Origin of the sequence: Phocaeicola coprocola DSM 17136, from assembly GCF_000154845.1 — a bacterium.
Taxonomy (GTDB): Bacteria; Bacteroidota; Bacteroidia; order Bacteroidales; family Bacteroidaceae; genus Phocaeicola; species Phocaeicola coprocola.
On record NZ_DS981452.1, the window covers coordinates 1 to 10,415 of the forward strand.

6 protein-coding genes and 1 pseudogene are annotated in these 10,415 nt (G+C 41.8%); 5 read left to right on the forward strand and 2 right to left on the reverse strand.

Annotated features, from left to right (window positions below):
- The 4 genes and pseudogenes from BACCOP_RS03365 to thrC form a co-directional block, all read left to right on the forward strand.
- A pseudogene (locus tag BACCOP_RS03365) lies at positions 1–591 on the forward strand (transposase); the annotation flags it as partial.
- Positions 592–698: 107 nt separating this feature from the next.
- Positions 699–3,131: a bifunctional aspartate kinase/homoserine dehydrogenase I gene (gene thrA, locus BACCOP_RS03370; protein WP_007566273.1), complete on the forward strand. Its 2,433-nt coding sequence runs from the start codon at positions 699–701 to the stop codon at positions 3,129–3,131.
- Positions 3,132–3,135: 4 nt separating this feature from the next.
- Positions 3,136–4,350 (forward strand): cofactor-independent phosphoglycerate mutase, encoded by a 1,215-nt coding sequence (locus BACCOP_RS03375; protein ID WP_007566274.1) that lies wholly within the window; start codon positions 3,136–3,138, stop codon positions 4,348–4,350.
- A 6-nt stretch (positions 4,351–4,356) separates the two neighbouring features.
- The gene (thrC, locus tag BACCOP_RS03380; RefSeq protein WP_007566276.1) at positions 4,357–5,658 is read left to right on the forward strand and encodes a threonine synthase; all 1,302 of its coding nucleotides are present in this window, start codon (positions 4,357–4,359) and stop codon (positions 5,656–5,658) included.
- Positions 5,659–6,146: 488 nt separating this feature from the next.
- Here the strand turns inward: thrC and rfbB are convergent, their stop codons facing one another.
- Both rfbB and BACCOP_RS03390 read right to left on the reverse strand, forming a co-directional pair.
- Positions 6,147–7,286 (reverse strand): dTDP-glucose 4,6-dehydratase, encoded by a 1,140-nt coding sequence (gene rfbB, locus BACCOP_RS03385; RefSeq protein WP_007566281.1) that lies wholly within the window; start codon positions 7,284–7,286, stop codon positions 6,147–6,149.
- Between the two features lie 60 nt (positions 7,287–7,346).
- Positions 7,347–7,838, reverse strand: a complete 492-nt coding sequence (locus BACCOP_RS03390; RefSeq protein ID WP_007566283.1) for a metallophosphoesterase family protein — start codon at positions 7,836–7,838, stop codon at positions 7,347–7,349.
- A gap of 61 nt (positions 7,839–7,899) precedes the next feature.
- Here BACCOP_RS03390 and BACCOP_RS03395 point away from each other — a divergent pair, with 61 nt between their 5' ends.
- Positions 7,900–9,954 carry an RNA degradosome polyphosphate kinase gene (locus BACCOP_RS03395; RefSeq protein WP_007566284.1) on the forward strand — a complete coding sequence of 685 codons (2,055 nt, stop codon included), beginning with the start codon at positions 7,900–7,902 and terminating at the stop codon, positions 9,952–9,954.
- The last annotated feature ends 461 nt before the right edge of the window (positions 9,955–10,415 follow it).

Sequence of the window (10,415 nt, forward strand, 5' to 3'; positions counted from 1 at the left end):
AATGATGCAGTGTTGTTTTATCCCACCTTAGAAAATAGGACAGGAAAACGCGGACGTCCAAAATTGTATGACGGAAAGATTGATTTTGAAAATCTGGACATCACAAGATGTACCGAGTATAAAGTGAACAAGGGTAAACTTTATGGACTGAAAGCATACTCCAAAGCACTCAAACGTTTTGTGAGCTTAGCTGTATGGTATCCTATGGATGGAAGAACGGACAAATGGCAGCTGTATTTCTCCACGGACGAGATGCAGGATGCCAAGGAGGTTTTAGACTTCTACAGGACACGTTTCCAGCTCGAATTCTGCTTTCGCGATGCCAAGCAACATGCCGGAATGACGAACTGTCAGGCAACCGACTTCAGAAAACTGGCATTTCACTTCAATGCGTCACTTGCAGCGATAAACCTTGCCAAAGCTGCCTGTAAGAAGATGGGAATAAAATATTCCATATCATCATGCAAGTCAGTCATACACAATGCTTACATGCTTGAACGATTTATTTGCGTGTCTGGGATTGAGCCAAACACGCAATTAATTGACAAACTTTTCAAAGAACTCATTTTATTTACCGCCAAAGCCGCTTAGGCTTGGCGAATTTTTAACGAACTATTGATCAATTATTTATTTTGTTTTATCTGACAAGTGGGCTTTCTTGTATGAAAGAACAGTCCTTGTTATAAAAATATAAGTACATGAAGGTATTAAAATTCGGTGGAACATCAGTGGGTTCTGTCAGCAGCATGTTGAATGTAAAGAAAATTGTTGAAGCGGTTGATGATAAAGTGATAGTAGTCGTTTCAGCATTGGGTGGTATAACTGATAAGTTGATTAAGACTTCGACTATGGCTGCCAACGGTGATTCCGGTTATGAAAAGGAGATGAAGGAGATTGTAAACCGTCATATAGAAATGGTTTATACCGTCATTCCGGCAGGACAGAAACGTGAATTGCTGCTTGACTGTGTGAATGAACTGCTGAGTGAACTGAAAGATATTTTTCAGGGAATATATCTTATACGTGATTTGTCGCCAAAGACTTCGGCTACAATTGTAAGCTATGGCGAGCGCCTTTCTTCTATTATCGTAGCAACACTGATAGAAGGAGCCCAGTGGTTTGATTCCCGTCTGTTTATTAAAACAGAAAAGAAACACAACAAACATATACTTGATTCGGAACTTACCAATCGTCTGGTTCGTGAAACGTTCCATGAAATTCCTTCTATATCACTTGTTCCTGGATTTATTTCTACTGATAAGACTACAGGAGAAGTGACCAATCTTGGACGAGGCGGTTCCGATTATACAGCTTCTATTCTGGCAGCTGCACTGGATGCCGATGTGCTGGAGATTTGGACAGATGTAGATGGTTTCATGACAGCCGATCCGAGAGTTATCAGTACTGCATATCCTATTACGGAATTGAGTTACGTAGAGGCAATGGAGTTGTGTAACTTTGGTGCGAAGGTAGTTTATCCCCCTACTATTTATCCGGTTTGTCATAAGAATATACCTATTTTAATAAAGAATACGTTCAATCCAGATGCTCCGGGAACTATCGTAAAACAGGAGGCTGATCACTCATCGAAAGCCATTAAGGGTATTTCTTCTATTAATGACACGTGTCTGATAACCATGACCGGACTGGGAATGGTCGGTGTGATTGGAGTGAACTACCGAATATTCAAGACATTGGCTGAAAATGGTATCAGTGTGTTTCTCGTTTCACAGGCTTCTTCGGAGAACTCAACGTCTATAGGTGTACGGACCGTGGATGCTGATCTGGCTTGCGAAGTATTGAATGAAGAGTTTGCCAAGGAAATAGAAATGGGCGAAATCAGCCCGATGAAAGCGGAAAGCGGACTGGCTACTGTGGCTATCGTAGGAGAGAACATGAAGCATACACCGGGTATTGCCGGAAAGTTGTTTGGTACACTGGGACGTAACGGTATCAACGTGATAGCTTGTGCACAGGGAGCTTCCGAAACAAATATTTCGTTTGTAGTAGACGGAGCTTCGTTGCGTAAGACATTGAATGTTATTCACGATTCTTTCTTCTTGTCCGAATACCAGGTACTGAACCTTTTCATTTGTGGTATTGGAACGGTAGGGCATAGTCTTATCGAACAGATCAGCAGTCAGCAGGAACGACTGAAACGTGAACGTGGACTGATGCTGAATGTGGTAGGTATAGCCAATGGACATAAAGCTTTATTTACCCGCAGAGGAATCGACCTGTCTAACTATCGTCAGGAATTGGATGAAAAAGGAATACCTTCATCTCCTCAGGTACTTCAGGATGAGATTGTTGGCATGAATATTTTCAATTCTGTATTTGTGGACTGTACTGCAAGCCCAGAAATAGCCGGACTTTATAAGGAATTTTTAAGTCACAATATTTCGGTTGTAGCAGCCAATAAGATTGCCGCATCGTCGGAATACGAGAATTATGCGGAACTGAAGCAGATTGCTCGCCAGCGTGGAGTGAAATTCTTGTTTGAAACAAATGTGGGAGCAGGTCTTCCTGTGATAAATACGATAAACGATTTGATAAACAGTGGAGATAAAATTGTAAAGATTGAAGCTGTACTTAGCGGTACACTGAACTACATATTCAATACTATCAGTGCCGATGTACCTCTTAGTGAAACTATTCATAAAGCAAAAGAAGAAGGATATTCAGAACCTGATCCGCGTATCGACCTGAGCGGGAAGGATGTTATCCGTAAACTTGTTATTCTGGCACGCGAAGCAGGATATCGGTTGAATCAGGAAGATGTAGAGAAGCACTTGTTTATTCCTAACGAATTGTTCGAAGGTTCACTGGATGACTTCTGGAAAAAGATTCCGGCTCTTGACGATGAATTTGAAGCACGTCGTAAAGTATTGGAAAAAGAAGGAAAACACTGGCGTTTTGTAGCTAGTCTGGAAAATGGACATGGAGTCGTGGCTTTGCAGGAAGTAGGCCGGAATCATCCGTTCTATACACTGGAAGGTAGTAATAATATTATTTTGCTTACAACTGAACGATATAACGAGTACCCGATGCTCATTCAGGGTTATGGAGCCGGAGCAGGTGTTACCGCAGCCGGAGTCTTTGCCGATATAATGAGTATCGCAAACATTTAGGCTTATGAAGCACATTATTATTTTAGGCGACGGTATGGCGGACTGGGCCGTACCATCGCTGGGAAACAAAACATTGTTACAATATGCAAATACTCCGTACATGGACAAACTAGCCCAAATGGGACGTACGGGGATGCTGAAAACAGTTGCCGACGGTTTTCATCCCGGAAGTGAGGTTGCGAACATGTCGGTTATGGGTTACGACCTGCCGTTAGTTTACGAAGGAAGAGGCGTACTTGAGGCTGCCAGTATCGGTGTAGATCTGGAACCGGGCGATATGGCCATGCGCTGCAACCTGATCTGTGTAGAAGGAGATATCCTGAAAAATCATTCGGCAGGACATATCACGACCGAAGAAGCCGACCAGCTGATTAAGTATCTTGATGAGAAATTAGGAACAGACCGTATTCGTTTTTATACGGGGGTACAATATCGTCATTTGCTTGTCATCAAAGGAGGCGACAAACGTCTGGCTTGTGTGCCGCCACACGATGTCCCGCTGAAGCCTTTTCGTCCGAATCTGGTAAAAGCCTTATGTCCGGAAGCACAAGAAACTGCCGACTTGCTGAATGCCTTGATTTTGAAATCGCAGGAATTGCTTGCCACTCATCCGGTCAATCAGAAGCGTATGGCAGAGGGAAAAGATGCAGCCAACAGCATTTGGCCATGGAGTCCGGGGTATCGTCCGAAGATGGAACCTTTATCACAGAAATACCCTTCCATTCATAGAGGATCGGTCATTACGGCTGTCGATTTGATTCGTGGTATCGGACGTTATGCGGGGCTGCGTTGTATAGATGTAGAGGGAGCTACCGGACTTTACAATACGAATTACGAAGGCAAGGCTCAGGCAGCTATCGAAGCGTTAAAAACTGATGACTTTGTTTACCTGCATATCGAGGCTAGTGATGAGGCCGGACATGAAGGAGATATAGACTTGAAGCTGAAAACCATTGAATATCTGGACAGCCGTGCAGTCGGACCTATTTACGAAGAAGTAAAAAACTGGGATGAGCCGGTAGCGATAGCTGTGTTGCCCGATCATCCTACTCCGTGCGAACTGCGTACACATACAGCCGAACCGATACCTTTCCTGATTTATTATCCAGGTATTACTCCCGATAGCGTGCAGAGTTACGATGAAATAGCCTGCCGGGAAGGAGGATACGGTACGATGGAAAAAGATGAGTTTATGAATGAGTTTATGAATTTACACTAGAGAGTTATGAAATATTACAGTACAAATAAGAAGGCTTCCGACGCAACACTTGAGGAAGCTGTAGTACGTGGACTGGCAGGCGATAAAGGTTTGTATATGCCTCGTGCCATCAAGGCTTTGCCTCAGTCTTTTTATGATGAGATAGAAAATCTTTCGTTTCAGGAAATAGCTTATCGTGTAGCTGATGCTTTTTTCGGTGAAGATGTTCCTGCCGAAACGTTGAAACACATTGTATACGATACACTTAGTTTTGATGCTCCGGTAGTGAAGGTGAAGGACAATATTTACTCGCTGGAACTGTTTCATGGTCCTACATTGGCTTTTAAGGATGTAGGCGGACGTTTCATGGCACGCTTGCTGGGATATTTTATCCGTAAGGAAGGCAAGAAACAGGTGAATGTACTGGTTGCTACTTCCGGAGATACAGGCAGTGCCGTAGCAAATGGTTTTCTGGGGGTAGAAGGGATTCATGTATATGTGCTTTACCCGAAAGGTAAAGTCAGCGAGATTCAGGAAAAGCAGTTTACTACACTCGGACAGAATATAACGGCTATTGAAGTAGACGGTACGTTCGACGACTGTCAGGCACTGGTAAAGAATGCCTTTATGGATAAGGAACTGAACGAACATATGCAGCTCACTTCGGCAAACTCTATCAATGTGGCCCGTTTCTTGCCTCAGGCTTTTTATTATTTCTATGCGTATGCACAGATGAAAAAGCAAGGAAAAGCAGACAATTTGGTGATTTGCGTGCCTAGCGGAAACTTCGGAAACATAACAGCCGGCCTGTTTGGTAAGCGTATGGGACTACCCGTGAAACGCTTCATTGCGGCAAATAACCGTAATGACATCTTTTATCAATACCTGAAGACTGGAGAATACAGTCCTCGACCCTCAATAGCAACCATTGCCAATGCTATGGATGTAGGAGATCCGAGTAATTTTGCCCGTATCCTCGATTTATATGAAGGTAGTCACGATGCTATAGCATCCGAAATTAGTGGGGAGACTTATACCGACGAACAGATACGTGAAACGGTACAGAAAACTTACGAAGAAACCGGATATCTGCTCGATCCTCATGGTGCATGTGGGTATCGTGCCTTGGCAGAAGACTTGCAGCCTGAAGAAAACGGAGTCTTTCTTGAAACAGCTCATCCGGCGAAGTTCCTGCAAACAGTAGAAGCGATTATCGGTACAGAAGTAAAGATACCCGAAAAGCTACAGGCTTTCATGCGTGGTACAAAACAAAGTGTACCTATGCAAAAAGACTTTGCGTCATTTAAAGCTTATCTGCTGAAACAGTAGTGATTGACAGCTTTTTATGATTCATAGGGGAAAGTGTTTTTATTTTTGCTGAAAAGACAGAGAAAACATGCTGATGTTTTTTTTATTTTTCTACAAAAGTTGTACTTCTTTGTACAAAAAAATAAGGCTTTTTCCTGATGTTTTATCAGCTTTCCGAACTTGTCTTAAAATAAAGTATAAAGTAAAAATCTTATAGGTTGAAACTTTAATAGTAAAAAATCTCCTGCTTTTAGCCACATTATCAATATGAACAAAGCTAAAGCAGGGGATTTTTTGTACTCTAACGTATGGATACAATATAAGTAAGTCTGTTATTTTCTATTTTGAGCCTCAAAAGAATGTCAGTTTGCTGGTAGAAAGTTAATATAGATTGCTAAACAATAATAATGTATTGTATGTATGAGGTATAAAGACAAAAAGTCCCGCAGGATTTGTTTTCAATCCTGCGGGACATTTTTTGTTATATAGCAGTTCAGATAAAAATATATTTATCTGTTTTTATACATGTTTTCGTAGTAATTCTGATAGTCACCGCTAGTAACGCTCTTTACCCAATCCTGATTGTTCAAGTACCAGATAATGGTTTTTACAATACCATCTTCGAACTTAGTTTCGGGAGTCCATCCTAGTTCACGAGTAATTTTAGTCGGGTCGATAGCATAACGCTGGTCATGTCCCAAACGGTCTTTTACAAAAGTAATCAGTGAATCGTTTATCCAGTCGATGCGGATTTCACCATTTTCATCCAGTTCTTTTTTCTTCAAAACCTTACGGTAAGCAGGTTCTTCTTCCATTAAACGTCGGATTGTAGCAATGGTAAGTTTTACGATTTCTATATTCTGTTTTTCGTTATGTCCGCCTACATTGTAAATTTCTCCGTTCTTACCCTGGCGTACTACCAGATCGATAGCCTTGCAGTGGTCTTCTACATACAACCAGTCGCGTACGTTTGTACCGTTTCCATAGACTGGAAGGCGTTTTCCTTCAAGGATATTTTTGATAATTAACGGAATCAGTTTTTCCGGGAAGTGATAAGGACCGTAATTGTTTGAGCAACGTGTGATAGTAACCGGCATCTTATAAGTGTCACGATATGCCATTACGATTAAATCGGCACTGGTCTTTGACGCACTGTATGGGCTGTGCGGGCATAAAGGAGTTTCTTCAGTGAAGAAGCCTTCTTCACCCAGCGAACCATATACTTCGTCGGTTGATACCTGATGATAGCGTACATCTTTTCTCCATGTAGGATAACCGTTTTCGTCTTTTCCGGTAACCCATGCACGGCGGGCTGCATCCAGCAGGTTTTGAGTTCCCAGGATATTAGTCTGAAGGAACAGCTGTGGATTTTCTATACTGCGGTCTACGTGGCTTTCGGCAGCGAAATTTACGATATAATCGAATTTATATTCTGAAAAAAGTCGGTCGGCAAGCTCACGGTCGCATATGTTGCCTTTTATGAAAAAGCAACGTTCGTTGTCTACATCTTTGGCAATAGTACCTAGATTTCCGGCATAAGTCAAAGCGTCAAGTATAACAACCTTAATGTCTTCGTGTTTTGCCAGAATGTACTTTATATAATTGGCGCCGATAAATCCGGCTGCTCCTGTTACTAAATAAGTTTTCATATAAGATGTTGCTTAAAATCGGGTACAAATTTCGGAAAGTTTTTTTAATCAGGCAAACAATTACTTGTTTAATTCTATTACTTCCAGGTCGGAAAAGTTTCCGTTGTCGATGCTGAAACGTACTAAAGTACGTACCGTATGGAATCCGTATATTCCTGCTGCTCCGGGATTTATGTGCAGTAATCCGAGTGTCTGGTCATATTTCACCTTCAGAATATGTGAGTGACCGCTTATAAAAAGCTTGGGAGGATTGGCTAAAAGGACAGAGCGGATAGAAGGATCATATTTACCGGGATATCCTCCTATATGTTTCATCAGTACATCTGCTCCGTCGACAGTGAAGCGTGCTGTTTCAGGAAACGTGTGCCTCATGTCTTGTCCGTCTATATTTCCATATACTGCTTTCAGGGGGCGGAAGGCTGCGAGTCGTTCTGCTACTTCCATCGAACCGATATCGCCGGCATGCCATATCTGGTCGCACGGATCAAAATATTTCAGGTAACGTTCGTCCCAGTAGCCGTGAGTGTCCGATAATAATCCGATTCTTGTCATTTTTTCTTTGGTTTTGTCGGACAAAGATAGTATTTTTGACTCAACCTTGATTCATGGCATTATGGAAAAACAATATAGATATTTTAACCGCGACATAAGCTGGCTTTCCTTCAATCATCGTGTGTTGCTTGAAGCTGATGACGATGATTTGCCATTGTATGAGCGGATAAACTTCATTGCAATTTATTCATCCAATCTGGAGGAGTTCTATAAGGTCCGTGTTGCCGAACATAAAGTTGTTGCTTCCGGTGGAAAAAGCGAAGACATGACTGTAGACCAGGCACATGAGCTGATTCGTAAAATTGCGGAGATAGTCAATGCACAACTGGAAGACAGAATCCGGATTTACGAGCAGAAGATATTGCCCGGACTCCGTCAGAATCATATAATCTTTTATCAGTCGAAAAGGGAAGTGGAAGATTTTCACCGTGATTTTGTACATCGCTTTTTCATGGAGGAAGTATTTCCTTACTTGCAACCGGTAAAGATTGAAAAAGAGAAGGTCAGGATGTTTCTTCGTGATAAACGCCAGTATCTGGCGGTACGGGTACGTTGCCATGAAACAGAACGGATGGAGTATTTCATTATCAAGATGCCATACAGCAAGGTTCCTCGTTTTGTGGAACTTCCCAAACAAGGTGATAATTATTATCTGATGTTTCTGGAGGATATCGTAAAGGCTAATCTTGCTGAAGTTTTTGTCGGCTACGATGTAGATTGCAGCTATTGCTGTAAAATTTCGCGTGATGCGGATGTATTTGTAGATGATGTTCCTTCGGAAAATATGGTGGAGAAACTGAAAGAGAAAGTTAAGAAGCGTAAGATTGGAGCGATAGCACGTTTTGTGTACGATCGTAAGATGCCTGCTGATTTCCTGGAGTTTCTGACCGATGCTTTTTCTATCGACAGTGAGGAACTGGTTCCGGGAGATAAACATTTGAATTTGGAAGATTTGTCTTCACTACCTAATCCGAATCCAGATTTGAAGCCTTTGGCTAAGCCGGTTCCGATGAGGCTTTCCGGACTGGAAGGTAAGAATTTTATGTATCGCCGGATAGCTCGTAAGGATTTGATGTTGCATTATCCGTATCATAGTTTCGATCATTTTACACATTTTCTTTACGAGGCTGTTCACGATCCCTTGTGTCGGGAGATTATGATTACCCAATATCGGGTAGCCGAACATTCGGAGGTTATCAATACGCTGATTGCCGCCGCGCAAAACGGTAAACAGGTAACAGTGTTTGTAGAGCTGAAGGCTCGTTTCGACGAAGAAAACAATCTGGCCACGGCCGAACTGATGAAGAAAGCCGGAATCAGGATACTGTACAGTATTCCGGGACTCAAGGTACATGCTAAGGTTGCACTTGTATTACGTTATAATAAAAAAGGGGAACAAATACGTAGCTATGCTTATGTAAGTACAGGAAATTTCAATGAGAAAACAGCTAAGATTTATTCCGATATTGCGTTATTTACGTGCAATCGGGTGATAGTGGAAGATATGCATACGCTGTTCCGTTTTTTGCGTAAGGAAGTGGATGAACCTCGGTTTAAACGTTTGCTGATAGCCCGTTTTAACTTGCTTCCGGAGTTAAAACGTATGATTCATCATGAAATTGCTTTGGCTAAAGCTGGCAGGCAGGGGAGAATTATTCTTAAGATGAATGCTTTACAAGACCTCACCATGATAGACGAACTGTACAAGGCAAGCGAGGCCGGGGTAAAAATAGATCTGATTGTACGAGGAATATGCTGTTTGGTTCCCGGAGAGTCGTTTAGTAGCAATATTCGTGTTACCCGTATTGTCGACAGTTTTCTGGAACATGCCCGCGTATGGTATTTCGGTAATGATGGAGATCCGCGGTTGTTTATCGGTTCTCCTGATTGGATGAGGCGTAATCTGTATCGCCGTATAGAGGCTGTAACACCTGTTTTGGACAAGAGCTTGAAGCAGGAATTAATAGATATGCTCGATATGCAGCTTCGTGCTAACTGGAAAGCTTGCTGGGTAGACAAGGAACTGAAGAATATATTCAAACGTACTCCTGACGAACCGAAAGTACGTGCTCAATATGATTTTTATCAGTATTTGTATAAGAAAAATATTGAGTGAGGATTTGTAGGGAGAGGTTATTCGTTTATTCTGTCTTCTAATAAAGAGTGTGGGTAGTTGATGACATAAATTTTGCCATTATAAATTACAATTTTAAGTTGCTGTTTTATGGAAATGGAAAACTTGTAACGCTGATAGACAAAACAGATTCATTGGCAACATTCAGATTGGATGATGGAGGGGATTCTTTTTGACCTGTTACATTCTATCTTGGAAAGCGCAAAAGCAGTGATAAATTGGAAATCCTTTTTGAAGAACCTTAATTCCGCAACATAATTGATAATTATTTTTATAAGTTCCTGAGCAACATTTTGTTGCCCAGGTTTTTGCCATGTCAGCGTTTTCACTTACCTTAGTGTTGCGAATCCAAAGACAAAGAAACCGCACGGCATGGGCAAAGGTAGCAATAAAATCCGAAAGACTCACTCCTTTTGGAGATTATTTCCAATCATGGAGCATTT